The sequence below is a fragment of the Mycolicibacter sinensis genome (assembly GCF_001667945.1).
GTDB lineage: Bacteria > Actinomycetota > Actinomycetes > Mycobacteriales > Mycobacteriaceae > Mycobacterium > Mycobacterium sinense_B.
In genome coordinates this window covers 1-594 of the sequence record NZ_LZJK01000132.1, presented here as the reverse complement: position 1 = coordinate 594, position 594 = coordinate 1, and the positions used below count along the sequence as shown (strand labels likewise).

Below are 594 nucleotides of genomic sequence, written 5' to 3'. Positions count from 1 at the left end.
TCGCGCTGGCCATCTCGGCCCAGCAGATCAACTACAACCTTCCCGGTGTCACCGAGGCGATCAAGCTCGACGGCAAGGTGCTGGCCGCCATGTACTCCGGCACGGTGAAAACCTGGAACGACCCACAGATCACCGCGCTCAACCCCGGGCTGAACCTGCCCGACACCCCGGTGGTGCCACTGCACCGCTCCGACGGCTCCGGCGACACCTTCTTGTTCACCCAGTACCTGTCCAAACAAGACCCCGACGGCTGGGGCAAAGCCCCCGGTTTCGGCACCACCGTGGACTTCCCCGCGGTGCCCGGGGCGCTGGGCGAGAACGGCAACGGCGGCATGGTGACCGGCTGCGCCGAAACCCCTGGGTGCGTCGCCTACATCGGCATCAGTTTCCTCGACCAGGCGCGCGACAAGGGTCTGGGCGAAGCCCAGTTGGCCAACGCGGCCGGCCACTATCTGCAGCCCGACGCCAAGAGCATCCAGGCCGCCGCGGCCGGCTTCGCCGACCAGACCCCCGACAACCAGGCCGTCTCGCTGATCAACGGCCCCGCCCCCGACGCCTACCCGATCGTCAACTACGAGTACGCGATCGTCAACG

At 67.7% G+C, this 594-nt stretch carries 1 protein-coding gene; it reads left to right on the top strand.

Annotated elements, in window-relative coordinates:
• A partial coding sequence (pstS, locus tag A5694_RS17310) for a phosphate ABC transporter substrate-binding protein PstS (RefSeq protein ID WP_064923409.1) occupies positions 1-594 on the top strand: 594 nt, incomplete at both ends.